Origin of the sequence: Planomonospora sp. ID91781 (genome assembly GCF_015711595.1) — a bacterium.
GTDB classification, from domain to species: Bacteria; Actinomycetota; Actinomycetes; order Streptosporangiales; family Streptosporangiaceae; genus Planomonospora; species Planomonospora parontospora.
Map to the genome: position 1 here is coordinate 331079 of NZ_JABTEY010000002.1, position 24058 is coordinate 355136.

Genomic DNA, 24058 nt, shown 5'->3' on the forward strand with positions numbered 1-24058 from the left:
GACCGACCATGATGGGTGCCGGATGTGCGCGCGTCGTCCGCCGCATGTCACCGTTCGTCGACGACGGAGTGTCATGCCGAGCCGCTTGCGCCTGTTCTGCCGGCGTGACTTCTGGTTCGCGTGTTGCTCGATTCCCGGGTCTCCGCTGTGCGGCGCTTCGGGTTCGGCCCGTGCGGGTCAGGGCGCGGTGCGGAACCGTTCGGCGTGCTCCCGTGCCCACTGGGCGAAGGTGCGCGCGGGCGTGCCGGTGATGTCTTCGACGGTGGGCAGCACCACACCGCTGGCCTCGGGCGGGTTCGTGGCCAGTTGGATTCCGAATTCCACGTACTCCTCGTCGTATCCGTAGCCGCGCAGCCGGGCGCGTTCCGCGTCCTTGCTCAGGTGCACGAAGGCGATGTCCTGCCCGGTGGCCTCGGCGATGGTCCGGGCGCGTTGCGCCGGGGTGAGGGCTTCGGGCCCGGTGATCGGGTAGCTCCGGCCCTCGTGTCCTTCGTGGGTGAGCGCGGTGGCGGCCACGGCGGCGATGTCGGCTTCGTGCACCACCGCGCTGGGGAAGGTGGCGAGCATGGAGACGGTGCCGTGGGAGCGGATCTCATCGGCCCATTCGAGGGCGTTGCACATGAACTCCGCCGGCTGCAGCAGGGTCCAGCGGATCGCACTGGATTCCAGTGCGCTTTCGATGCTGGTGGGCGACCAGCCGCCGAGGACCGTGGCCCGGGTGATGCCGTGGCGTGCGGCGAGGTCGATGATCTCGGGACCGTTGGTCAGGTCGTGGTCGCCGCCGAAGGTGATCAGGTGGATCGCGTCGATCCCATCGAAGGCTGCTTTGAGCGTGGTGGGGTCGGTGAGGTCGCCGGCCACCACCTCGACACCGGTCGGTAGGCCGGCTTCGGCGGGGGTGCGGGAGAGTGCGCGGACGTCGTGTCCGGCTTCGTGGAGTTGCGCGACGAGGTGCCGCCCGACCTGGCCGGTCGCTCCGGTGACGAGGATGCGCATGTTCGTGGGTCCTTTCATAGGGGTGCGGCGTACGCTCCGTTCCCGCTTCGGTGGCGGTTCTCATCATCACCGGGCTTGTGGCCGCTATATGTCCACAAGTGCGGCTTAGTGTGGGCTCATGTCGACCGGTACCCGCGTCCTCGAGCTCCTCGGCCTGCTGCAGAATCGGCGTCACTGGCCCGGCCACGAGCTCGCGCGCCGCCTCGGCGTCAGCCGGCGCACGCTCCGCCGTGACATCGGCAGCCTCCAGGAGCTCGGGTATCCGATCACCGCCGCACGGGGCACCGGCGGCGGCTATCAGCTCAGTCCCGGGGCCTCGCTCCCGCCCCTGGTGCTCAGCGAGGACGAGGCCGCCGCCATCGTCCTGGGGCTGCAGGAGATCACCGCCGGCCCCTTCCCGGGGTCGGCCGACGCCGCGCTGAGCGCCATGGCCAAGATCGTCCAGGTGCTTCCCGTGCGGATCCGGCGCCGCATCGACAGCCTCCGCGCCGTCGCCCTCCCGGCGCGGCCCCCTGAGGCACGCGTGGGCATCACCGATGTCGCCTCGTTGACGACCCTCGCTCTGGCCTGCCGCGACACTGAGACGGTCGAGTTCGCTTACCGCACCCGTACCGGTCAGGCCGCGGCCAGGACGGTCCAGCCGCACCACATCGTCCGCGTCGGGAACGGTCTGTATCTCATCGCCTGGGATCTCGACCGGGCCGACTGGCGCACCTTCCGTGCGGACCGCATCGGTGGTGCGAGCCGCACCGGCGCGACGTTCGCCCCCCGCCCCCTGCCCGCCGAAGATCCGGTCGAGTACGTGCGCGCCCGGATCAGGGCGAGGCCCGCCAGGTATCCCGTCCGGGCCACGGTCGGGGCTCCCGCCGAACGGGTGCGGGAGGAGATCGCGCACTACGGGACGGTGGAACCCGTCGACGACACCTCGTGCCGGGTGGAGATCGCCGCCGACTCCCTGGACTGGGCCGCCTTCTGCATCGGGGCGCTCAACGCTCCCGTCATGGTGCACGGCCCACCGGAAGCCGTCGCCCACATGCGCGCCTGGGGACGACGCCTCACCGCCGGCACCCAAGAGCCGCCGTGACCCGCGTAACGGCCCGGACTCCTATGGCTCCGGCGAGCCGCCACTCAGTTGTTCTTCGGTCGTTCCGCGGGGGATACCGCCCCATGTCTACGAGGGCCGGCGGTTATCAGGGCGGTCTTGTCGGTGAATCGGGTCATGCGAGTGCTCCAGAGATCCAGTCGGCGGCCGTGGCCAGCCAGTCGGGGCGGGCGTTGCCGAGCAGGTGGTCGCCGTGCGGCAGAGACAGGTAACGCCCGTGCGGTGCCAGGCGGGCCAGCGGCTCGCCGTTGGTCACACCGGGGATGACGTCCTGGCCGCCGTCGATGACCAGCAGCGGGCAGGTGATCCGCGGGGCGAGGGCGGACAGGTCCACCTGACCGGCGAAACGGCGGGCCGCTTCTTCGCCACCGGCCCGCCGATTGATGAGATCCCGCACGGGAGGCGGCAGGACGTCCCAGTGCAACCGGAAAGGGCCGCTGACGGTGACGGCGGCCGCGACGCGGCTCTCCCGGGCGGCGTTTTCCACGACGTAGTAGCCGCCCAGGCTGAGCCCGGCGAGTCCCGTCTTCCGCACGCCGAGTGTGTCGATGACCTGGCCGATCACGCGGTGGTAGTCGGCGCGGACGACGCTGGTGGCGGCGAGCGCGCCCTGTCCCGGCCCGTCCATGGCGAACACGGCCAGTCCCCGGCGCAGCAGGGCGGTGCCGAGGTCGTGGAACTCCTCCTTGCCGGAGTCCAGCCCGGGCACCACCACGACCGTCGCGGCGGCGTCGGCGGGGCCGCGCAACCAGCCGGTGAAGCCCGGCCCTTCGATCCGGCGAGCCTGCGGCTCCAGCAGTTCCAGCGCCCGTCCCATGGCGGTGTCGGCCTCGGCCGCCGCGAGCGCGCTCCGGCGGTTCGGTCCCAGGGTGGCGAAGCTGCACGGCGACATCGACGCCGCCTTCGGCCGCGTCCACGCGCCGCTGCCCACCGGGCTGACCCATCGCCTGGTACGCCTGGAACCCGTGGACGCCATCCTCCACGCCGACCATCCGCTGGCGAACGCCCCCGCGATCCGTCCGGCGCAGTTGCGCGACGGCGTACTGCGGACCCCGGCGCACTCCACCGGCTGGACTTCCTGCACCGCTTCGCCCTGGCCTTCGGCATCCACCAGCACGCCGAAGGCCCGAACCTGGGACTGGAGCACTTCCTGGACGATCTGGCAGCCGACGCGCGCCGCTCCAGCCTGCTGCCCGCGGACCTGCCCCTCCCGCCGCACCCGGCGATCCGCTCGGTCCCGCTGATCGACCCCACACCGCTGTACGCCTGGTCACTGCTCTGGCGCGGCAACGGCGGCCACCCACTGCTGGACACCTTGACCAGCGCGTTCGTGACGGAGGCCGAGCGCAACCGGTGGCTGGAACACGATCCCGTCCGGGACTGGCTGCCCGAGCGCCACACCACGGACACCGGCACATCGACCACCTCATGAGGAGCCTGGCCGGCGGGCGGGCCGTCAGGGGATGGGCGGCGGTCCGGCCGGGCCACCGCCGCGCAGCTCCGCTGCGACGGCCCTTTCCCGCAGGCCGGCCGCCTCGGAGCGTGCCGCCTGCAGTTGTTCCCTCAGGTCGGCGGCCCTGGCCTGCTCCAGTAGCAGTGCGGTGCGGGCGTCGTCGCGTTCGGCCCGCATCGACTCGGCCTGCTGTCGTAGTCGTCCGGCCTGTGCCTCGGCTTCGGCGACCTGGTCGGCGGCCCGCCGTTCGGCCTCGGCCGCCCGTTGTGCCGCGGCGGTCTCGGCGGCGGCGGCGCGTTCCTGCGCCTGGACCTGCAGCGCCAGCGCCTCGGCTCTTCGGGTCTCGGCCCGTGCCCGTGCCCGGGACTGCTCTTCGGCGCGGGCCAGCGCCCGGTCCCGTTCGGCCGCCGAGGCCTCGGCGTGCACCGCCGCGGCGGCGGCGGATCGCTCTGCCTCGATTCTGGCCTGGTGTGCCTGTTCTGCTTCGGTCCGCGCCTCGTCGCGCTCGGCCAGCGCCTCGGCCGTGCGCCGGCGGTCCTGTGCGGCCTGTGCCAGGGCCTGGTCGCGTTCGGCTCCGGAGGCTTCCACCCGCTCGGCCATCTCCCGTACCGCCGCGTCGCGGGCCGCCTCCGCCTGCTCGGCGCGACGGCGCGCCTGGGCTTCGGCGTTCCTGGCCAGGCGTTCGGTGGCCGCGGCCTCCCGGAGCGCGGCCAGTGCCTGCTCGCGGGCCGTCTCGGCGTCCCGCAGCGCGGTGTCGCGTTCGGCCAGTGCCTCGGCCGTGCGCTCGGCCATGGTGTCGCGCTCGCGGCGGGCGTGCTCGGCCGCCTCCCGGGCCAGCCGTACCTGCTCGAAAGCCTGTTCCCGCTCGGTGCGTGCGATGGCGACCCTGGTGTGCGCCTCGGCTTGGATCGCGCTCACCCGGGCCTCCACCCCTGCGGGGCTCAGTTCCTCGGCCAGGACCTGGGCCAGGGGGGCGATCGCGGCGGTCATCCCTTTCTCCATGCGCTCGTAGAACTCCTCCGCTCTGGCCAGTGCGCCCTCCAGGCCCGGGGTGGCGCGGCGCAGCTCGCGCTCCCGCTTGGCGGCGGCCTGGCAGTCGCCGTGGAGGCAGTAGAGGCGGGGGCGTCCTCGGCCGGGGCGCTGCTGCACAGGCGTCCCGCAGTGCTTGCACGGCCGGGGCGCGGTCGTCTCCTGTGACATGTACCGAGCCTAGCATTTTCTGTTTTCTAGAAAACAAAAATAAATAAATCTCGTCTGTTGCGTGACGAGAGCTGTTCACCAACTACCGGGAATGAAGATTCCCGCAAGTTGGGTGCGGGGGGATCCGAGGGAGAGGCGTATCGCGTACGCCGGAAAGGGGCCGGGTCAGCAGCCGCACCCGCTGCCGCAGCCGGCCCCGGAGGCAGCGGCCTGACGGGCGGTGCGGCGCCCGTGCAGCCACCACATGAGCGCGGCCGCGGCGATCAGCAGGCCGGAGACGGCCAGCAGGGCTTTTTCCACCAGCGCGGCCCCGGCACCGGTCAGCAGCCCGCCGGCGGTCAGCAGCGGCAGCGTGCAGCAGGCCGCGCACGCCAGCACCGCCAGGGCGGCCGCGGCCTTGCTGCGCGCCGGCGGCCCGGCGCCGAGCGGGGTCTGCGCGTGGACGGCCGGCCCGGCGCCGGAAGCAGGGGCAGGGTGGTCGTGCAGGGTCATCGGGACTCCTCATCGTGGGCCAGGCCGGCGAACGGCAGGGGGCAGTCGGCGCAGGTGCAGTCGGTGAGGCTGTCGCAACGGGCGGCCACCACCTGCTCCAGGGCCGTGCGGATGGTCCTCAGATCGTTGATGCGGGCGTCGACTTCGGCGAGTTTGGCCCTGGCGCGCTCCTGCAGGTCCGGGCTGGGGTGGCCGCGCCGGCCGGTGTCGATCAGGTCGGCGACCTCGCCCAGGGTGAAGCCGAGCCTCTGTGCGGCTTTGATCACGCCGAGCAGGGCGACGGTCTCGGGCGGGTAGATGCGGTGCCCGCCGGGGCTGCGCCCGGGTTCGGCGATCAGGCCGCGGCGCTCGTAGTAGCGCAGGGTCTGGATGTTGACCCCGGCCCGCTCGGCGACCTGGCCGGTGCGCAGGTGCAGCCCGTCGAAGAAGGTCTCCACCGGTCGGCTCACCGCCCCGGCCCGGGCGCGGGCGGGCCGGCCGAGGGCTGATCGGGCACGTCGCGCGCGCCGGAGACGGGCCCGGCGGCGCGGGTCTGCAGCGCGTCCAGCACGCCGGTCTGCTCCGGCGGAACGGCCACCGCCAGCGTCAGGCCGCCGTCGGCGATGGTGAGGGTGAAGGCGAAGAACGAGCAGCAGCCGTTCTCCCGCGCGGCCAGCTCGGCGGCCCGGGCGGCGGTCTGCGGGCTGGAGGCGAGCTGCAGGTGCAGCCGGGCCGGCTCGGGGCGCTGCACCGCCTGGACCGCCTCGGCGAACAGGGCGTCGAACTCGGCCACCCGAAGCGGCCGCTCGGTGGTGGGCAGGCTGCACGCCGGGGGCACCCACTGCCGGTCAAAGGTGATGTCCTGGGTCATGCTCCGACGGTAAGCCTGTACCCGGGTACCGGATGCAAGTCCTGCGGCGGCTTTTCTTCGCGCGGGCGGGGGTCACCGGCGGTGCGGTGGCCGGTGACGAGGGCCGGTGACGTGATCGCCGCGGCCGGCGGTGGGCGCCGGGCCTGCGGTCACAGCGGAATGCCCGGGCGGATGCCGTCGTGGTCGAGGTCGGCGGTCTCGATACGGCGCTGACACCTCGGTGCGGATTCGCAGGCGGCGAGCAGGAGAGGGACGGACGGGAGCCGGGCGCGCAGGGCGCTGCCCGCTCAGGCGCCGGCCGTGCCGGCCTCATCGGTCTCGTAGACGTCCGGGATGCCGTCCTGGTCGAGGTCGGCGGTCTCGATCTCGTGGATGCGCCGGTAGGCGCGGTTGCGCAGCCGCAGGATCACCGTCGCGATCAGCGCCGCGGTCAGCGAACCGGTCAGCACCGCCACCTTGACGTGCTCCGCGCCCTCGACGCCGAAGGCCAGCTCACCGATCAGCAGGGAGACGGTGAAACCGATGCCCGCCAGCACCGACAACCCCGCCATGTCCACCCAGGCGAGGTCCTCGTCCAGGTCGGCCCGGGTGAAGCGGGCCGTCAGCCAGGTCGCGGCCATGATGCCGATCGGCTTGCCCGCCACCAGGCCCGCCACCACCCCCAGGACGACCGGGTCACCGAAAGCACCCGTCAGGCCGTCCAGCCCGCCCAGGGCCACCCCGGCCGAGAAGAACGCGAACACCGGCACGGCCACCCCGGCGGAGATCGGGCGGAAGCGGTGCTCGAAGTGCTCGGCCAGGCCGGGCCCCGCCTCCGGGCCGCCCGCATCGTGGCTGCGCAGGACGGGTACGGCGAAGCCCAGCAGCACCCCGGCGACGGTGGCGTGCACGCCCGAGGCGTGCACCAGCGCCCAGACGGCCGCGGCCAGCGGCAGCAGCAGCCACGCCGAGCGCACCCGGCGCTGCACCAGTACGGTGAAGACCGCCAGCAGGACCAGCGCCGCGGCCAGCGGGACCGGAGCCAGGTGGTCGGTGTAGAACAGCGCGATGATGACGATGGCCACCAGGTCGTCGACCACCGCCAGGGTGAGCAGGAAGGTGCGCAGCGCGGTCGGCAGGAACCGGCCGATGACCGCGAGCACCGCCAGGGCGAAGGCGATGTCGGTGGCGGTGGGGATCGCCCATCCCTTGCCCGCGCCCTCCACGCCGCGGGTGATGAGCAGGTACAGCAGCGCCGGCACGATCACTCCGCCGAGCGCGGCCGCGATCGGGACCGCGGCCCGCCGTACGTCGCGCAGGTCACCGGCGACGAACTCGCGTTTGAGCTCCAGCCCGGCCACGAAGAAGAAGACGGCCAGCAGGCCGTCACCGGCCCAGCCGGCCAGGGACAGGTTCAGGTGCAGTGCCTCGGGCCCGATGCGCAGGTCGCGCAGCGCCTCGTAGGCGCCGGCCCACGGGGAGTTGGCCCAGATCATCGCCGCCATCGCGGCGGCCAGCAGCAGTGCCCCGCCGACGGTCTCCTTGCGCAGGATGTCGGCGATGCGGCGGGCCTCGCCCCAGGAGCCCCGGCCCAGCAGGACGGATCGGCGCGGCGGGACGGGGTGCGTCATGGAGTGCTCCGGGTTTCGGGTACGGGTCGGACGTTGCCGACCAGACTTCCCGGCGCACCAGATGCCACTCTACCGAGCACCCGGCGGGTGCCCGCCGGGCGGGTGCTCGGCCACCGCCTGCGACCGGCCGTGGCACCCGTCGGCGCCGCACCCGCGCCCGCCCGCCTCCCCGTCTCGCCCGTGCCGGGGCCCGAGGTCCCGGCGGGAAAGGACTTTCGCCGGTACCGGCGGCCGCGGGCGGGCCGATGTCATGGAAGCCGCCGGTACGGCGACCCATGTGACGACGAGGAGCGATGTGATGACCACGGCGAAGACCGGCGGGCAGGACCCGGCCGTCTCCGGAGGACGGGCGGCGGCGATGCTCGCCCTGGCGACCCTGGGGTTCGCGGTGAACTTCTGGGCCTGGGCGCTGCTGAGCCCGCTGGGGCCCCGGTTCAAGGACCTGCTGGGCCTGTCGGCCGCCCAGCAGGCACTGCTGGTCGCGGTCCCGGTGGTGGTCGGCTCGCTGGGCCGCATCCCCGTCGGTGCCCTGACCGACCGGTTCGGCGGCCGGGTGATGTTCCCCCTGGTGTCGGCCGTCACCATCGTCCCGGTCCTGTTCATCGGTGTGGCCGGGCAGGGCTCGCTGCCGGCGCTGCTGGCCGGCGGCTTCTTCCTGGGCGTCGGCGGGACGGTGTTCGCGGTGGGCGTGCCCTTCGTCGGCGCCTGGTTCCCGCCGCACCGGCGGGGCCTGGCCCTGGGCGTCTTCGGGGCGGGCATGGGCGGCACCGCGATCAGCGCGCTGACCACCGTCACCCTGGTGAAGACGGGCGGTTCTGCCACCCCGTTCCTGCTCACCGCGGCGGTGCTGGCGCTCTACGCGGCCGTCTCCTGGGCGTTCCTGCGCGACGCGCCGGGGCGGACCGTGCCGTCCCAGCCGCTCGCGGCGCGCCTGGCCGCCGCCGCGCGCCTGCCGATCACCTGGCAGGCCTGCGCGCTGTACGCGGTGGCGTTCGGCGGCTACGTCGCCTTCTCGGTGTACCTGCCGGCCTATCTGCAGACCGCCTACGGTCTGGAGCAGGCCGACGCCGCCCGGCGGATGGCCGGGTTCGTGCTGCTGGCGGTCCTGATGCGCCCGGCGGGGGGCTGGTTGTCGGACCGGATCGGTCCGCTGCCCGTCCTGGCCGGGGTCTTCGCGGTGACCTGCGCGGCGGCGGCCGTCGTGGCCTTCACCCCGCCGCTGGTGCCGGTGGGCACCGCGGCGTTCCTGATCATGGCGGCGGCTCTGGGTGCGGGCAGCGGCGCCACCTTCGCGCTGGTCGCCCAGGTCGCCCCGGCGGACAAGGTGGGGTCGGTCACCGGTCTGGTCGGTGCCGCCGGCGGGCTGGGCGGATTCGTCCCGCCGCTGGTGATGGGCTTGCTGTACGGCCGGTTCGGCTCTTATGCGCTGGGGCTGGTGCTGCTGGCCGTGGTCTCGGCGGTGACGCTGGCGCTGACGGTGACCGTGGTCCGCTCGGCGGCCCTGCGGCGCGCGGCGCAGGGCGTGTCCGGCTCGGGATCCTGAGGAGCGGGGAAAGACGACGGTGGGAGGCGGGGTCCACCCGGCCGGTCGGGGTGATGCGGCCGCTTCGAGGCCGGTCCGGTCAACGGCGCGGGCCGCCGCCCGGTGACGGTCGCGCGGGAGGACGCCCTGGGCAAGGAGATCGTCCGGCGGGACGGGCCGGTGAGGTCAGGGGCGGCGGCCGGGTGGCGGTGACTGCGCCGGCGCCCCGGCCGCCGCCCGGGATGCTAGTCGGCGGAGCCTTCGGCGGTGTCGTCCTCGTCCGACTCATCCTGGCCTGTAGGCATCGAGGGCGCAGCGGGAGCCGTGGGAGCCTGGGGTGCGGTGGGGGCCTGGGGGGTGACCAGCGCCGGATTCAGCGGTGTCCCCGGGCCGGTGAAGCACTCGCAGGAGGTCGTCCAGCCGCCGAGGCCCGGCAGCTCCGGGAAGTTGGGGTCGGGCTGGGCCGAGGCCGTGGCCGGGGCCAGCAGCAGCCCGAGACCGGTGAACGCGGTGGCCGTGGCGAGCCGAAGATGATGGGACATGATGGGTTCCTCTCTCTTTTACGGTTTGCACCGTTAATCCCATTTGTCCTTCCTGTCGCTTTCTTCCCATTGTTGACACCGGTCAAAACCGCCCCGGTCGCCACGCCCGGCCTCGCCGCGGCGGGTGCCCGTGCCGTCCACGCAATCGCCACCGCGGCACCGACACCGGCCGCCGGGCTGAAGGACCGAGACGCGGCACGGTCAGTGCGTGCCTGACCTGGGGATATGGATGCCGGCGGCGCGGAGCCTGGTCTCGACGAGCGCGACTCCCCGTGCCGCGGCCGATCCCTGCTCTTCGCCGTGGAGGGCGATCGGCTTGTACCGGGTCGCGACCTCGGTGCGGGCTTGCAGACCGGTTACGATCTTCAGGTGTGCGGGGTCGGCGAGGAAGCGGTCGGCCATGGCGGTGGCGAGCTCGGCGACGCGCGGGTCGTCCGGTTCCCAGGCCGCGGCCTCGGTCGCGCGCTTGGTCAAGGCGACGAACCGGGCGTCGTCGAGGGCGTGCCCGACATGGGTGAGGTAGTCGTCGAAGCCCTCGGGGACCAGTGCCCTGGCCAGGACCCAGCCCTCCCTGGAGGCCGCCACCTCGTCGGCGGGGAAGCCGAGGCCGGCCAGCCGCTCCAGCAGCGCCACGGCCCCGCCGCCCGTGGCGGCCGGGCCGGCGTCGACGGCTTCGGTGATCTCACGGACCGTCCCGGCCGTGCCGCTGCGCCGAGCTTCCACCCTGACCCAAGGTCAACCTCAACCGTGATCCAGGTCACAACCGCTTCGGGGACGTGGAGCGGCGTCAGCGGCGCCCGTACGTCAGCCGCCGCAGCGCCGCCTCGGCCGGCCCCCTCCGCCCGCCGGGTGCCAGTAGTGCGGCGAGCACCACGGTGGCCAGCCAGGCGGCCACGGCGATACCGGACGCCGCGGCGTCGCCGGCCCGGGTGCCGAGCCCTCCCGCGTACGGCGCGAACACCGCCACGAAGATCACTGACTGGAGGAGGTAGCAGGTCAGCGACCACTGGCCGCACGCGGCCAGGGCCCTGACGACCGGCCCGGGACGTCCGCGCCGCATCCGGCCGACGGCCAGTGCGATGACCGCCGCGTACGCGAGCCCGCCGGCGATGCCCGTCGTGCTGTGCAGGGCGTACGCGGACACGGCCACCGGGTCCGAGGGCGTCCAGAGGCGGGTGTCGATCAGCATCAGCGGCAGCCCGCCCGCGACGGCCAGCCCTGCGCCCGCGAGGGCGACCCGGGTGAGCGGGTCCCGGTGCGGCAGCGGGTCCTCCAGCAGGCGGCGGCGGGCCGCCCAGATCCCGAGCAGGAAGGCCGGCACCGCGCCGGCGGCGAAGTACGTGGGCGTCATGCCGGCCCACCCGATGAGCCGCATCACGGTCGCCTCGATCGGGTCCGCCATGGCGGCGGGCGTGTCGCCCTTCGGTGCGGAGACGGTGAGCAGCCCGAAGCCGGACAGCACCACGACGTGCAGCACGAGCCCGGCGGCGGCGGCCCGCAGTACGGCCCGGTCCTCGCGGCGGACGAACCCGACGAAGACCAGCCCGATCAGCCCGTACGCGCCGAGGATGTCACCGAAGAACAGCAGCAGCGCATGGCAGAACCCGAACGCCAGCAGCCACAGGCTCCGGCGGCGCAGCACCCCGCGCACCTGCGGCCAGCCCCGGCCCGCGGCGAGCTGCCGGTCGGCGAGCTGTACCAGGCCGTAGCCGAACAGGGCGGCGAACATGGGCAGCGCGCGCCCGTCCACCAGCAGGATCTGCACCCCGGCGACCAGCCGGTCCAGGGCGCCGCCGTCGAGGGCGTAGCCGCGGAAGCCCGTCTCATGGCCCGACAGGTACATGTGCGCGTGCGCCAGTGCGATGAGCAGCAGCATCAGCCCGCGCGCGAGATCGGGCGCCAGTGCGCGCCGGGTGAGGGGAGTGGCTCCGTGAACGGGGGCGAGGGGGGCGACGGACATGACCGTCCCTTCAAAATTAGATACACGACTGTAGCTCAGAGCCAAGGTAGGATACAGCCGTGTAGCTGAGCAAGGGGGTGGTGATGGGCGAACACCCCGCCCGGACTCGCCGGCGCGGCGAAGAGCTGATCAAGGCCATCCACGACGCCGTACTGCAAGAAGTGGTGGAAGCGGGCGCGGGGCGGCTGACCATGGACGCCATCGCCCGGCGCGCGGCGACACCCCGCACCACCCTGTACCGCCGCTGGTCGGATCCGCTCGACGTGCTCCTGGACGCCCTCTACCACCAGCACCCGGTCGAAGAACCCACCCCCGGCGCCGACGACCTGCGGGGCGACCTCATCCGTGCGCTGCGCCTCATGGCCGACTGGGCCCTCAGCCCCGCCGGTCGCGCGGTCGCCGCCATCCTCACCGATCCGAAGAGCGCCGCGCTGATGTCCGAGGCACTGTTCGAGCGGGTCTTCGCCAACCGGGGCGGCACGTTCACCCGCACCGTGCTGCAGCACTACGCCGACCGGGGCCGCTTCCCGGCCGAGCTGCTCACCCCGGTCGTGGCCGACATCGGCGAGGCCCTCGTCACCAAGCGCCTGATCGACACCGGGACGCCGCCCAGCGAAGAGGACCTTTCCGCCATCGTCGACCAGGCGATCCTGCCCGCCCTCGGGCTCGGCCCGTGCGGACCGCGAGAGGACCGCGAGCAGCGCGCATGAGCCCGGAAAGCACGGCCGACCGGTACGGCGCTCCTCGGCGCCGTACCGGTCGGAGCCTGCGCCGCCGGCCCCCACGGGGGCCGGCGGGTGCGTCAGCGCGACGGCTCCCAGCCGCGCCGGGGAGCGCGGGAGCCGGTCGGCTGCTCGTCACGGCTGCGGTAGACCACGTACGGCCGGGTCAGGTACCCCACCGGCGCGGTCAGCATGTGCACCAGCCGGGTGAACGGCCAGATCGCGAACAGCACCAGCGCGCTGAGCGCGTGCAGCCGGAACAGCAGCGGCGCGCCGGCCATCAGCGCCGGATCCGGCTGGAAGTAGAAGATCGACCGGAACCACGGCGAGATGGTCGTGCGGTAGTCGTAGCCGCCGCCGACGACGTTCGCCATCACCGTGGCGGCCAGGCCCAGCACGATGGCGACGGCCAGCACCGCGTACATCAGCTTGTCGTTGCGGGTGGTGGCGGTGAACACCGGGCCGACGGTGCGGCGCCGGTAGATCAGGATCGCCAGGCCGCCCAGGGTGGCCACCCCCGCGATCGTGCCCAGCACGACCGCGACCACGTGGTAGGCGTGCTCGCTGACGCCCGCCGCCTCGGTCCAGCTCTTGGGGATCACCAGCCCGCCGATGTGGCCGAGCAGCACCACCAGGATGCCGAAGTGGAACAGCGGGCTGCCGATGCGCAGCAGCCTGGACTCGTACATCTGCGACGAGCGGGTGGTCCAGCCGAACTTGTCGTAGCGGTAGCGCCACACGTGCCCCAGCACGAACACCGTCAGCGCCACGTACGGCGCCACCACCCACAGCACCACGTCCAGTGCGTTCACCTGCTCGCCTCCATCACGGCGTACGGTTCCAATCCGACCTCCTCGGCCGGCGGGCCCTGGGAGGCCAGTCGCAGCGCGGCCTCCTGGTCGCGCAGGCTCGCCGGGCCGAGCGTGGCCAGCACCGCGGCCACCACGCCGGCGTACGGCGAGTGCTCGGCCTCCAGCGCCTTGCGCAGCAGCTCCACGCCCGCCCGGTTCTCGGTCAGCAGCCGCCTGGCCTCCCGCACGGCGCCGCGCGCGAGCAGCTCGCACACCACCGCCAGGTGGTCGGGCAGCTCGCCGTCGGCGAGCTCGAAACCCGCGCTGCGGAAGGCGTGCTTGAAGCGCAGCAGCGCCGCCCCGCGCTTGCGGGTGTCGCCGTAGGCGTAGTACGTCAGGTACGGGCAGCAGCGCCTCTTCAGGTCGAACGTCGCCACGTAGTGGGCGGCCAGCTCGACCTGCCCGGCGGTCCGCGCGTGCTCCAGGAAGGCGGCCAGCCGGTCGCGGACCTCCCCTTCCGGCAGGCCCGCGACCGCCTGGTCGAGCACCTCGCGCTCGCCGTACAGCCGTTCGTCGGGGTAGCCGAGCAGCACCGAGGCCACCAGGTGGGCGGTGCGCAGCGCGCCCTCCTCCATTGCCGTCACGACTCCTCCTTCCTGCCGTTCTTGGGGAACAGCCCGTCCGGGGTGCCCTTGCCGTCCCAGTTGAGGAGGTTGACCCGGCCGCGCAGCTCGTCGGCGTCGTCCAGGTCGTCGCCGCGCTGGCGCTCCTTGAGCGCGTGGAAGTTCTCCACCGCGATCGGCGCGGGCATGCCGGAGGCCTCGCCGAACGGGCCGCCCATGCCGGGCCCGCCCTCGTAGTCGAGGCTGCAGCCGCTGCCCAGCGCGAGCTCCTCCAGCTGCGCGCCCTGCTCGGCGTGGGCCTTGGGGATGACGTAGCGCTCGTCGTAGGCGGCGATGGCCAGCAGCCGGTGCATGTCCTGGACGCCCCGGCCGGTCATGCCGACCGCCTCGGCGATCGACTCATCAGGCTCCTGACCGAGGTTGAGGCGGCGCATGTAGGAGCGCATCGCGGCCAGGCGGCGCAGCACCGCGCGCACCGGTTCCGGATCGCCGGCGGTGAACAGCTCCGCCAGGTAGCCGATCGGGATGCGCAGCGCGTCGATCGCCCCGAACAGGTTGCCGGCGTCCTCCCCGTCGTGGCCGGTGCCGGACAAGACGTCGACCACCGGCGACAGCGGCGGGATGTACCAGACCATCGGCATCGTCCGGTACTCCGGGTGCAGGGGCAGCGCCACCCCGAACTCGAAGATCAGCTTGTGGATGGGGGAGCGGCGCGCCGCCTCCAGCCAGTCCTCCGGGATGCCCGCGGCGCGGGCCGCGTCGATCACCGCCGGGTCGTGCGGGTCGAGCATCACGCTCTTCTGCGCCTCCAGCAGCTCCTTGTCGTCGGCGACGGAGGCCGCCTCGGTCACCCGGTCGGCGTCGTACAGGATGATCCCGATGTAGCGCAGCCGGCCCACGCACGTCTCCGAGCACACGGTGGGCAGGCCCACCTCCACCCGCGGGAAGCAGAACGTGCACTTCTCGGCCTTGCCGGTGCGGTGGTTGAAGTACACCTTCTTGTACGGGCACCCCGTCACGCACATCCGCCAGCCGCGGCAGCGGTCCTGGTCGACCAGGACGATGCCGTCCTCGGAGCGCTTGTAGATCGCCCCCGACGGGCACGAGGAGGCGCACGAGGGGTTGAGGCAGTGCTCGCAGATGCGCGGCAGGTAGAACATGAACGCGTTCTCGAAGTCGAGCTTGACCTGGTCGGAGACCTTGCGCAGCACCGGGTCGGCCGGCGCCAGCTCCGGGCCGCCGGCCAGGTTGTCGTCCCAGTTCGCGCTCCAGCTGATCTTCGTGGGCTCACCGGTGATGAGCGAGCGCGGCCGCGCCACCGGCGTGTCGGCCTGCATCGGCGCGGAGAACAGCCGGTCGTAGTCGTAGGTCCAGGGCTCGTAGTAGTCCTGGATCGACGGCATCAGCGGGTTGGCGAAGATGGAGAACAGCTTCTTCAGCCGCCCGCCGGCCTTCAGCTTGAGCCGGCCGCGGGAGTTGAGCTCCCAGCCGCCCTTCCACTTGTCCTGGTCCTGGTAGGTGCGGGGGTAGCCCTGCCCGGGGCGGGTCTCGACGTTGTTGAACCACACGTACTCGGTGCCGGCCCGGTTGGTCCACGCCTGCTTGCAGGTGACCGAACAGGTGTGGCAGCCGATGCACTTGTCCAGGTTCATCACCATGGACAGCTGCGCCATGACGCGCATCAGTAGTCGACCTCCTGGTTGCGGCGGCGGATCACGGTGACCTCGTCACGCTGGTTACCGGTCGGCCCGAGGTAGTTGAACGCGAACGACAGCTGGGCGTAGCCGCCGATCAGGTGCGTAGGTTTGATCATCAGACGGGTCAGGGAGTTGTGGATGCCGCCGCGCTTGCCCGAGGTCTCGCTCTTGGGCACGTCCACCACCCGCTCCTGGGCGTGGTACATGTACACCGTCCCGGCCGGCATGCGGTGCGAGACGATCGCCCGCGCCACCACGACGCCGTTGCGGTTGACCGCCTCCACCCAGTCGTTGTCGCGGATCTTCGCCCGCGTCGCGTCGGCCGGGCTCATCCAGATCGTCGGCCCGCCCCGCGACAGCGTCAGCATCAGCAGGTTGTCCTGGTATTCGGAGTGGATCGACCACTTGGAGTGCGGCGTCAGGTAGCGCACCGTGATCCCGTCGGCGATCCCGTCGGCGCCCTCCTGCCCGGCCGAGCCGATGCCCGGCTCGCCGAACAGCACCGTCATGTTCAGCGGCGGCCGGTAGACCGGCAGCGCCTCGCCCACCTCGTGGATCCAGTCGTGGTCCAGGAAGAAGTGCTGGCGGCCGGTGAGCGTGTGCCAGGGCTTGCGGTGCTCGACGTTGATGGTGAACGCCGAGTAGCGGCGCCCGCCCGTCTCGCTGCCCGACCACTCCGGCGAGGTCGTCACCGGCACCGGCCGGGCCTGGGTGTCGGCGAACGTGATCTTCTTGTGTTCGTCGGCGAGCCCGTCGAAGCTCGTGCCGGTGCGCCGGCCCAGCGTCTTGAAGCCCTGCGCGGCCAGGTGGCCGTTGGTGGTGCCCGACAGCGCCAGGATCGTCTCGCACATGTGGGTGTCGCGGGCCAGTGACGGCCGCCCGTCGGCCACTCCGCCGCGCACGGTGCCGTTCATCCGGCCCAGCCGCTCGATCTCCCCCGACACGTCGTAGGTCAGGCCCTTGGTGGTGGCGCCGAGCTTCTCCATCAGCGGCCCGAGCGCGGCCATCTTCTGCGCGATCGCACCGTAGTCCCGCTCCACCACGGTGATCTTCGGGAAGTCCCGGCCCGGCACGGGCGTGCGCCCCTCGGCCCGCCAGTCGCGCACCACCCCGCCCGGGGTGGCGAACTCGTCGGGCGTGTCGTGCAGCAGCGGCACCGCCACCACGTCCTTGCGCACCCCCAGATGGGTGGCGGCCAGCGCGCTGAACGCCTCGGCGATGGAGGCGAACGCCGCAAAGTCGGTCCGGGTCTGCCACGGCGGGTCGATCGCCGGGCTGAAGGCGTGCACGAACGGGTGCATGTCGGTCGAGGACAGGTCGTGTTTCTCGTACCAGGTGGCGGCCGGCAGCACGATGTCGGAGAACAGCGTCGTCGACGTCATCCGGAAGTCCAGCGACAGCAGCAGGTCCAGCTTGCCCTGCGGCGCCTCGGGGTGCCAGCGCACGTCACCGGGACGGTGCTCCGGCTCGGCCTCGGCGGCGCGCAGCGAGGAGTCGGCGCCCAGCAGGTGCCGCAGGAAGTACTCGTTGCCCTTGGCCGACGAGCCCAGCAGGTTGGCCCGCCACACCGTCAGCACCCGCGGCCAGTTCGCGGGGGAGTCGGGGTCCTCGCAGGCGAAGCCCACCTCACCGGCGGCGACCTTGCCGGCGATGTACGGCCCGGCCTCCTGCCCGGAGGCGGCCGCCTCCTCGGCCAGCTCCAGCGGGTTGCGGTCGAACGTCGGATACGACGGCATCCAGCCCATCCGCGCCGAGGCCGACAGCAGGTCCGCCGTCGCCTTGCCGGTGAACGCGCCGCCGCTCAGAGGCGAGGAGACCGTGTCGGCGCTGTAGGTGTCGTAGCGCCACTGGTCGGTGTGCAGGTACCAGTAGGCGGTGCCGATCATCTGCCGGGGCGGGCGCGACCAGTCGGTGCCGAACGCCATGTGCGCCCAGCCGGTGATCGGCCGGCACTTCTCCTGGCCGACGTAGTGCGCCCAGCCGCCGCCGTTGACGCCCTGGCAGCCGGTCAGCGTGGTCAGCGCCAGGAAGGAGCGGTAGATCGTGTCGGAGTGGAACCAGTGGTTCGTCCCCGCCCCCATGATGATCATCGATCGGCCGCGGGACTCCTCGGCGTTGCGCGCGAACTCCCGGGCGATCTTCACCGCCTTCGCCGCGGGCACCCCGGTGATCGCCTCCTGCCAGGCCGGCGTGTACGGTGCCGACGCGTCGTCGTAGGAGGCCGGCCAGTGCCGCTCACCGTCGGTGCCCGGCTCGGCGCCGCCGGCACGGCTGGAGCCGCCCGGCCGGGCCACGCCGTACTGGGCGAGCATCAGGTCGAAGACCGTCGTCACCAGCCGACCGGCCACCTCGCGCACCGGCACCCCGCGCCGCAGCACCCCGCCGGTTCCGCCCGCGCCGTCGCCGGCCCGGTCGAAGCGGGGCAGCAGCACCGTCGCGTTGCGCCCGCCGTGCAGGCTCAGCAGCGGGTCGACGCCCTGCAGGTCGAGGTTCCAGCGGCCCTGGCCCTGCTCGGAGTAGCGGAAGCCGAGCGAGCCGTTGGGCACGACCGGCTCACCGGTCGCCGCGTCCAGCAGCACCGTCTTGAACGCCGCCTCCTCGCCGGTCTCCCCGAGGTCGGCGGCGGTCAGGAACTTGCCCGGCACGTACCCGCCGCCCTCGCGCTCGGCCAGCGTCACCAGGAACGGCAGGTCGCTGTGGCGCTTGACGTAGTCGGTGAAGTACGGCACCTGCCGGTCGACGAAGAACTCCTTGAGGATCACGTGCCCCATCGCCATGGCCAGCGCCCCGTCGGTGCCCGGATGCGGCGCCAGCCACTCGTCGGCGAACTTCGTCGCGTCGCTGTAGTCGGGGGTGACCACCACGACCTTCTGCCCCCGGTAACGCGCCTCGGTCATGTAGTGCGCGTCCGGGGTGCGCGTCACCGGCACGTTGGAGCCCCACAGCATCAGGTAGGCCGCATCCCACCAGTCGGCCGACTCCGGCACGTCGGTCTGGTCGCCGAACACCTGCGGCGAGGCCACCGGCAGGTCGGCGTACCAGTCGTAGAACGACAGCATCGTGCCGCCGATCAGCGACACGAACCGGGCGCCGGAGGCGTGCGAGACCATCGACATCGCGGGGATGGGGGAGAACCCGGCGACCCGGTCGGGACCGTAGGCCTTGATCGTGTGCACGTGCGCGGCCGCGATGATCTCGGTCGCCTCGTCCCAGGTGACGCGCACCAGGCCGCCCTTGCCGCGCGCCGCCTGGTAGCGGCGCCGCTTGTCCGGATCGGAGGTCACCTCCGCCCAGGCCGCCACCGGGTCGCCCAGCCGGGCCTTGGCCTCCCGGTACATCTCCACCAGCACGCCGCGGGCGTACGGGAAGCGCACCCGGGTGGGGGAGTAGGTGTACCAGGAGAACGCCGCGCCGCGCGGGCAGCCGCGCGGTTCGTACTCCGGCCGGTCGCCTCCGACGCTGGGATAGTCGGTCTGCTGCGACTCCCAGGTGATGATGCCGTCCTTGACGTACACCTTCCACGAGCACGACCCGGTGCAGTTCACCCCGTGCGTGGAGCGCACCACCTTGTCGTGGCTCCACCGGTCGCGGTAGAACGCGTCCGCCGCCCGGCCGCCGATCTGGTGCAGTGTCCGCAGGTCGTCGGAGACCGTCCCGGCGCGCAGATGCCGGCCCAGCCGCAGCAGCGCGTCGTCGACCGGCCCGTCCAAGCCCGCCATATGTGATCCTCTTTCTCTCGTCACAGACCGCACATCCCCGGAATGCCCGCTTTCATGACCATCTCTTTTGATCATTTCACGGCTGTGCGCTCCGAGAAGTGAAGCGGCCGGCCCCGGCCGCGGCATCCGTGCCGGGTCCCCGCCGTCCCGGGCAGGCCCGGGACACCGCCCCATCCTCTCGACAGGGCATATCCCGACCTCAGGGTCTTTAGTCCCGCAGGTCAGGCCCAAAGGCCCAAAGATCTACACAAACGCCCTTCGGGGTGATCCGGGGCGGCACCGGACGGCACTCGCCGCCCACGCGGCGGACCGGCTCGCCGGGATCAGGTCGCCGGCAGCGCCGCGGCCAGCAGCACCACGCCGACCGACCCCACCAGCGCCGTCACCGCCATGGCCCGCGCCAGAGCGGGTCGCCCGCCACCGGTGGCCCACCCGTGCAGACCCGCCGCGGCCATGACCGCGCAGAACAGCACCAGCTTGGCGGCCAGGATCCGCCCGTAGCCGGGCTCGGCCAGCGACGCCCACGTGACGCCCTTGCGCCAGGCCAGCGCCACCCCCGTGCCGAGCTGCACCGGCAGGAACACCGCGCCGGTGAACAACCCGAAGCGACGGCCCACCGCGCGCATCACCCCGGCGCGCCGCTCACCGTCCAGCAGCCGCCGGGCCAGCGGCAGCACCACCAGCGACACCGTCAGCTGCCCGCCCACCCACAACGCCGCCGACAGCACGTGCGCGAACCGCACCACCGTCCACCAGGTCACCGCGCACCCACCTCGAACAGGCCGTGCGCGCCGCCCTCGGCCTGGCGCATCGTGTGGTCGACCACCGGATAGGCACCCGCCTCGGGGAAGACCAGCTCGGCGAACCCCCCCTGAGCCGGCGCCAGGTCGAGCACCTGCGCACCACCCGCACCACCGGCCCGCAGCAGGTAGGCGCCCTCCTTGTAGACGGTGTCGAACGGCGCCCCCACCACGTGCAGCGCCGTACCCGAGCTCGGCCCCGCCGCCACCGCCCAGATCCGCACCCGCTCACCGGCCTTCGCCTCCAGCGGAGCGTGGTCGTAGCCGGCCGCGGTGCCGTTGAACATCCACCCGTCGGGCCGCCCCTCACGCGACTTGACGACCTGGGCGTCACCCCCCGGCTCACCCAGGTACAGCTCACCCTGGACCAGCAGGTACTCACGGTCCACCCGCGCCAGATCCGGCGGATCGATGACCACCGCCCCGTACATGCCCGCAGCGATGTGCTGGGTCATCGGCATGGTCGAGCAGTGGTACAGCCACGCCCCGGCGAAATCCGCCCGGAACCGGTAGGTCAGCCGCTCACCCGGCTGGATCGTGCGCATCACCTCATCGGGGGCGTTCGCCCCGGCGTGGAAGTCGATGCCGTGCCCCATGGTGCCGCCGTTGACGAACGTCACCGTGAACACGTCCCCGACCTTCCCGCGCAGCACCGGCCCGGGCACGGTCCCGTTGAACGTCCACATCCGCTGCCGCACCCCGGGAGCGACCTCCAGCACCGCCCGGTCGTCCACCCGGATCTCCACCTCGTGCTCGGCGCCGCCGGGTGCGGGCTTCAGCGCCGCGTCGTACGGCCTCCACCCGGGCGACATCGCCGCCCCCAGGTCCAGGCCCGTACCCGCGGCACCCGCATCGGCCCGCGTTCCGTCCGCCGCGCCGTGCGCGCCGTGCCCCGCCCCCGCACCCGCGTCGCCCGCCGTCCCCGCGCCGGGCCCGGCGAGCGCGCCCACCGGCACGATCCGCATCGTCATGCCCGCGGCACGGTGCCCGGCCACGGTGCACCAGCCCTCGACCTGCCCGCCGAGCGGCGCCAGCGTCAGCACGGCGCTCTGCCCGGCCGCCAGCATCGGGGTGCGCTCCCCGCTCGCCAGCCGCAGATCGTGCCGCTGGGCGTCGGTGTTGGTGACGCGCAACGTCAGCACGGTACCGGGCGCAGCCTCGATCACCGCCGGCCGCACCCGCATCCCCGACAGCGTCACCTCGACCGTCTTGGCGCCGGTCGCGGTCACCGCAGGGCCGGAGCCCGGATCGCCGGTGACGGCCACGACCACCGCGGCGGCCGTCAGCACGCACCCGGCGACCACCCCGGCCAGCGCGGGGGAGAGGACCGGCCGGCCCGCCCCGCCCCGCCCACCGGCCGGCCCGCCGTCTTCCTGCCCGCCGCTCGCCCGCTCGGCCGAGGCGGCCCGCGCCAGCGCCACCCCGGCCAGCACGACGAACACCGCCACCGCCGCCAGCACCAGAGCCCAGCCCAGCACCGCCAGCGGCCGCGGCACCGGCAGCGCCAGCAGCACCACCCCGGCGTTGAACGCCGCCAGCCGCGCCGCCCAGCCCCGCTCCAGCAGCGCCGCGTTCTCCTTGAACCGGACCGGGCCGCCGCCCAGCACCGCCGGCAGCAGGTGCAGCAGCGACCCCAGCAGCACCTGACCTGCGAACCCGGCCACCACCAGCGGCAGCAACGGCTCCAGCCCGGCCGCGACCCCGCCCGCCGGGCGGGTGGCCACCACCACCACGTCCGCGACCAGCGCCACCTCGAACCACACGACACCGGCACCCAGCATCCAGGCCGCCCCGGTGTGCGGCCGGCGCGCCCGCACCGCCTCGGCCAGCGGCACCAGCGCCGCCAGCGCCCCGGCCGCGTACACCACCAGCCCCGCCGCCGCCACCGGCCGCAGATCCGCCGCCAGCCCCCCCGTCAGCAGCGCCAGGCCGGGCACCGCCAGCCGCAACCCCACCACCGACGCCCGCCGGGTCCGCTCCGGCATGCGCGTGCGCAGCACCGTCGGCCACAGCGTGAACAACGTGCCCAGCACCGTCAGACCCACCCAGCCCAGCAGGTTCACCTGGGCGTGCGCGGCGTGCAACCGCTCGTGCACCGCGCCGTGCCCGGTGTGCGCGGCCAGCAGAGCGCCCAGCGTGCCGCCTGCCGCCAGCGCCCCGGCCGCGCACACGTACCAGGCGATGACATGACCGAACCGGCCGGGCAGCGCCCGCCGCGCCAGCCGCACCAGCGCCGCGGCATGCCACACCACGACCGCCACGACCACCCCCGCCCCGGCCACCGCCACCACCGCCGGACCGGCCGCCACGCCGTACAGCACGGCCACCGCCGCACCGTTCAGCAACCCCAGCCGGGTCAGACTCCACCGCGGGTCCGGCGTCCGGGCGCGCAGCAGCGCCACCGCGAAGTGCTCGCTCCAGATCAGGATCGCGCTGCTCACCGCACCCAGCAGGAACACATGGATCAGCAGCCAGCGCGGCGCCGGCAGCCCGTCACCGGCCACCGCCACCGTCAGCGCCAGCCACCCCACCACCAGCGCATTGGCCCGCAGATGCCAGGGCGCGCGGCGGCGCACCGGCCCCCCGGACGGCCCCGCAGGCGGCTCCACCGGCGGGCCCTTCTCGATACGCACCTCGACCGATGCCACCTCAGGTCACCTTCCCATCGAAGCCCGGCGCGCCCGCCGCACCAGCACGGCGGCACACCCGGCGAACACGAGCAGAGCGATCTCAGCGAGCAGCCCACCGGCCACCCGCACCGCCTCGGCGGCCGCCAGATCCCCGGCGACGCGCACCGCCACCGCCGCGTGCAGCACCGCCACCGGCACATACAGCACCGGCCGGTACGGCAGGCCCACCCGCAGCACGGCCGGCAGGATCACCGGCGCGTGCGCGAACACCATCGACACGACGAAACCCAGGAACAACGCGTGCAGCGCCGCGTCGTACAGGTACTCACCGGCGGCCAGCCCGGTGGCCGCCCACAGCAGGCCGGCGACCGCCAGCCAGCCGTACCCTGCCAGCAGGCACACCGCCGCATACCGCGGCAGGCCCCTGCCGCGCACCGTGCGCCGCGCCACATCGAACCAGGCCAGCCAGACCGCCACCGCCACCAGGCCCATCCCGGCGATCCGCGCGCCGGCCGCGGGATACCAGACCGAGCAGGCGACCCCGGCGCCCAGCAGCCCCGCCGCGCCCGTCAGCCCCGCCGCCGCACCGCGCCGCAGCACCGCCACATGGGCCAGCTCCAGCCGCTCCCCGGCGATCGTCAGCACATGGAAAGCCGCGAACCAGCCCACCAGCTCCGCCACCGGCCGGCCCGCCAGCCACAGCAGCCCACCGGCGTACCAGGCCAGCGCGCCCCCCAGCTGCAGCAGCGTCTCCCGGCCGACCCGCCGCCCCAGCAGCGCCAGGTAGATCCCGGCCAACCAGCCCGCGGCGGCGGTCAACGCCAACCGGCCCGCCTGCTCGGCCCCCGCCACCAGGCACAACGCACCCAGCGCCGCCACCACCGGAGCGAGGTAACCCCAGCGGCGGCGCAGCGCGACCGCCCGCTCCAGGCAGATCAGCGTGCCCAGGAAACCCAGCGCCATCAACGGCCCGTGCTCACGGGGCAGCGCCGCCGGTGCGGGGGCCTCGGGCAGCAGCAGCGCGAGGCCCCCGTACAGGCCGGCGAGCAGGGCGACAGCGGCGCCGGCCAGCATGGCGAACCGCCCGGCGGCCGGCCCCGCGACCGGCGGACGGTCAGCCGACCGCACCGTCATCGGTTCTGTGGGCACGGCCGTGTCTCTTCCGGTCGTCGTACGAGGGCGCCTCCACGCTATGCGGCGCCGACCGCCCGATCCCGGGCTCAAAGGCCGCCCCCGTAGGGACCAAAGTCCTCTTCCCTCCCGCCATGGGACTTTCAGCCCGCCGGTCAGGGGCCTGTGGCCCTTCCGGAGGACCCGCCCGCGCCCGAAGGCTCCCAAAGGAGGCGATC

General features: G+C 73.4%; 21 protein-coding genes. 4 read left to right on the forward strand and 17 right to left on the reverse strand.

The window, feature by feature from the left end; translation table 11 throughout:
• Positions 1 to 177: 177 nt before the first annotated feature.
• Entirely contained in the window at positions 178 to 996 is an 819-nt protein-coding gene (locus HS048_RS20705) for an SDR family oxidoreductase (RefSeq protein ID WP_068903859.1), read from the reverse strand.
• A 118-nt stretch (positions 997 to 1114) separates the two neighbouring features.
• Here HS048_RS20705 and HS048_RS20710 point away from each other — a divergent pair, with 118 nt between their 5' ends.
• Entirely contained in the window at positions 1115 to 2080 is a 966-nt protein-coding gene (locus HS048_RS20710; RefSeq protein ID WP_196468316.1) for a YafY family protein, read from the forward strand.
• A 133-nt stretch (positions 2081 to 2213) separates the two neighbouring features.
• Here HS048_RS20710 and HS048_RS20715 read toward each other — a convergent pair whose 3' ends face one another.
• On the reverse strand, positions 2214 to 2990 hold the full coding sequence (locus HS048_RS20715; protein WP_230881813.1) for a S9 family peptidase: 777 nt from the start codon (positions 2988 to 2990) through the stop codon (positions 2214 to 2216).
• Between HS048_RS20715 and HS048_RS20720 the strand changes: the two genes are divergently transcribed.
• Entirely contained in the window at positions 2968 to 3342 is a 375-nt protein-coding gene (locus HS048_RS20720; RefSeq protein WP_196468317.1) for a hypothetical protein, read from the forward strand. The genes HS048_RS20715 and HS048_RS20720 overlap by 23 nt on opposite strands.
• 212 nt (positions 3343 to 3554) lie before the next feature.
• Here the strand turns inward: HS048_RS20720 and HS048_RS20725 are convergent, their stop codons facing one another.
• The 5 genes from HS048_RS20725 to nhaA all read right to left on the reverse strand — a co-directional run bounded on the left by HS048_RS20725 (position 3555) and on the right by nhaA (position 7703).
• Positions 3555 to 4751: a hypothetical protein gene (locus tag HS048_RS20725; protein ID WP_196468318.1), complete on the reverse strand. Its 1197-nt coding sequence runs from the start codon at positions 4749 to 4751 to the stop codon at positions 3555 to 3557.
• Positions 4752 to 4916: 165 nt separating this feature from the next.
• Positions 4917 to 5243 carry a hypothetical protein gene (locus HS048_RS20730; protein ID WP_196468319.1) on the reverse strand — a complete coding sequence of 109 codons (327 nt, stop codon included), beginning with the start codon at positions 5241 to 5243 and terminating at the stop codon, positions 4917 to 4919.
• A complete protein-coding gene (locus HS048_RS20735) occupies positions 5240 to 5692 on the reverse strand; it encodes a MerR family transcriptional regulator (protein ID WP_307832571.1) in 453 nt (150 codons plus the stop codon). Before HS048_RS20735 ends, HS048_RS20730 begins: the two co-directional genes overlap by 4 nt.
• A complete protein-coding gene (locus HS048_RS20740) occupies positions 5689 to 6093 on the reverse strand; it encodes a hypothetical protein (RefSeq protein ID WP_196468320.1) in 405 nt (134 codons plus the stop codon). Before HS048_RS20740 ends, HS048_RS20735 begins: the two co-directional genes overlap by 4 nt.
• Before the next feature lie 287 nt (positions 6094 to 6380).
• Complete coding sequence (nhaA, locus tag HS048_RS20745; protein ID WP_196468321.1) at positions 6381 to 7703, reverse strand: Na+/H+ antiporter NhaA; 1323 nt, start codon at positions 7701 to 7703, stop codon at positions 6381 to 6383.
• Positions 7704 to 8001: 298 nt separating this feature from the next.
• Here nhaA and HS048_RS20750 point away from each other — a divergent pair, with 298 nt between their 5' ends.
• On the forward strand, positions 8002 to 9246 hold the full coding sequence (locus HS048_RS20750) for an MFS transporter (protein ID WP_196468322.1): 1245 nt from the start codon (positions 8002 to 8004) through the stop codon (positions 9244 to 9246).
• A gap of 224 nt (positions 9247 to 9470) precedes the next feature.
• Here the strand turns inward: HS048_RS20750 and HS048_RS20755 are convergent, their stop codons facing one another.
• The 3 genes from HS048_RS20755 to HS048_RS20765 form a co-directional block, all read right to left on the reverse strand.
• Positions 9471 to 9767 (reverse strand): hypothetical protein, encoded by a 297-nt coding sequence (locus tag HS048_RS20755; protein ID WP_068903875.1) that lies wholly within the window; start codon positions 9765 to 9767, stop codon positions 9471 to 9473.
• Positions 9768 to 9968: 201 nt separating this feature from the next.
• Positions 9969 to 10490, reverse strand: a complete 522-nt coding sequence (locus HS048_RS20760) for a hypothetical protein (RefSeq protein WP_196468323.1) — start codon at positions 10488 to 10490, stop codon at positions 9969 to 9971.
• 64 nt (positions 10491 to 10554) lie between these two features.
• Entirely contained in the window at positions 10555 to 11727 is a 1173-nt protein-coding gene (locus tag HS048_RS20765) for a DUF418 domain-containing protein (RefSeq protein ID WP_196468324.1), read from the reverse strand.
• 83 nt (positions 11728 to 11810) lie between these two features.
• On the opposite strand from HS048_RS20765, the gene HS048_RS20770 reads away from it, so the two are divergent.
• Complete coding sequence (locus HS048_RS20770; protein WP_196468325.1) at positions 11811 to 12437, forward strand: TetR/AcrR family transcriptional regulator; 627 nt, start codon at positions 11811 to 11813, stop codon at positions 12435 to 12437.
• A gap of 92 nt (positions 12438 to 12529) precedes the next feature.
• Here the strand turns inward: HS048_RS20770 and narI are convergent, their stop codons facing one another.
• The 7 genes from narI to HS048_RS20805 form a co-directional block, all read right to left on the reverse strand.
• Complete coding sequence (gene narI / locus HS048_RS20775; RefSeq protein ID WP_196468326.1) at positions 12530 to 13261, reverse strand: respiratory nitrate reductase subunit gamma; 732 nt, start codon at positions 13259 to 13261, stop codon at positions 12530 to 12532.
• Complete coding sequence (gene narJ, locus HS048_RS20780; protein WP_068903882.1) at positions 13258 to 13875, reverse strand: nitrate reductase molybdenum cofactor assembly chaperone; 618 nt, start codon at positions 13873 to 13875, stop codon at positions 13258 to 13260. Before narJ ends, narI begins: the two co-directional genes overlap by 4 nt.
• Positions 13876 to 13880: 5 nt before the next feature.
• Entirely contained in the window at positions 13881 to 15545 is a 1665-nt protein-coding gene (gene narH, locus HS048_RS20785) for a nitrate reductase subunit beta (RefSeq protein WP_196468327.1), read from the reverse strand.
• On the reverse strand, positions 15545 to 19279 hold the full coding sequence (locus tag HS048_RS20790) for a nitrate reductase subunit alpha (RefSeq protein ID WP_196468328.1): 3735 nt from the start codon (positions 19277 to 19279) through the stop codon (positions 15545 to 15547). Before HS048_RS20790 ends, narH begins: the two co-directional genes overlap by 1 nt.
• Positions 19280 to 19602: 323 nt before the next feature.
• Positions 19603 to 20040, reverse strand: coding sequence for a hypothetical protein (locus HS048_RS20795; protein ID WP_196468329.1), 438 nt, complete (start codon positions 20038 to 20040; stop codon positions 19603 to 19605).
• Entirely contained in the window at positions 20037 to 22727 is a 2691-nt protein-coding gene (locus HS048_RS20800; protein WP_196468330.1) for a multicopper oxidase domain-containing protein, read from the reverse strand. The genes HS048_RS20795 and HS048_RS20800 overlap by 4 nt, the downstream gene beginning before the upstream one ends.
• A gap of 6 nt (positions 22728 to 22733) precedes the next feature.
• Positions 22734 to 23858: a hypothetical protein gene (locus tag HS048_RS20805; protein WP_196468331.1), complete on the reverse strand. Its 1125-nt coding sequence runs from the start codon at positions 23856 to 23858 to the stop codon at positions 22734 to 22736.
• Positions 23859 to 24058: the final 200 nt, after the last annotated feature.